The sequence below is a fragment of the Vibrio sp. 10N.286.48.C11 genome (assembly GCF_041469805.1).
Lineage (GTDB): Bacteria > Pseudomonadota > Gammaproteobacteria > Enterobacterales > Vibrionaceae > Vibrio > Vibrio crassostreae_C.
The window spans coordinates 1-1,032 of the sequence record NZ_JBFRLK010000160.1; the positions used below are offsets into that span (position 1 = coordinate 1).

At 47.0% G+C, this 1,032-nt stretch carries 1 protein-coding gene; it reads right to left on the reverse strand.

Features of this window, described 5'->3' with window-relative positions:
• A partial coding sequence (locus AB4209_RS22345; protein ID WP_372057436.1) for a hypothetical protein occupies positions 1-1,032 on the reverse strand: 1,032 nt, incomplete at both ends.

A 1,032-nucleotide genomic window follows, 5' to 3' on the forward strand; every position in this document is an offset into this window, starting at 1 on the left:
TACATCGAAAACGGATGTCGTTGGCGTACCTGCAGCCAAGTCTGCGACAGTTGGCTCTTCAATATTCAGCGCCCCGCTCGCCATCACTTGTACATCGTCGGTAATGGTGACTGATAGCGGTGACATTAACGAATCGTCACCGTCGGTATCAACAGCGTAAACTGGCAAGTTGAATGTTAGATCGTTATTGCCTTGAATCGGTGTGTGGTCAATCGCTTCCAGAAGCGTAAAGGTGTACTCACCTAAAGTGGTACTGCTGAAATCGAGTGTAAATACCGTGGTTTCGACATTCGAAATATCAGTCGTGAAACCAATGTAATTACCTGAACCTGTTGGCTCTTCTCGAATCTCAATGATCAAGCCATCGGACTTGAGCGCATTGTTAGTATTAAACTCATTTGGCTCTAAACGGAATTTCTCAACGTCATCACTTTGATTAGTGAAAGTGATGGTTTCTGTTTGGCTCACAGCACCAACGATTGGAGAAGAGCCATCTGCTAAATCTGTTTCAGCAAGCGCGATGCTTGGCACCGATTCAATCGTTGGGATATCACCATCAATAATCGTCAGTGTGACAGTGGCCGTTTCAACATCGATATCGCCATCGCTTGACGTAAAGACGAGAGATTTAACGATATCGCCATCTTCGTGGTCTAAATCACGGTTTGGCTCAAAGCGCACGTGACCTTCGATGGTGACGAACACATCACCCTCAGTGAACGTAAATTTCTGCTCACCTGTGATTGTTGGATCTAGAGTTTGAGCGGTACCACCGTCATAAGTGAACTGGGTAATCACTGCGCCATCGGCACTTTGCGCCGTCATTACATCAATGGTATTGGTCGTCACCGTACCGTCAGCTAAATTCGGCTCGGTAATGCCCAGCGTGCCGTTCGCCATGATTTGGACGTCATCACCAATGGTCACCGATAACGGAGACATCAAGGAATCATCACCATCAGAATCGACGGCATAGACTGGTAATTCAAACGTCAGTTCGTTATTGTCGAGACCATCGGCATGGTCTAACGC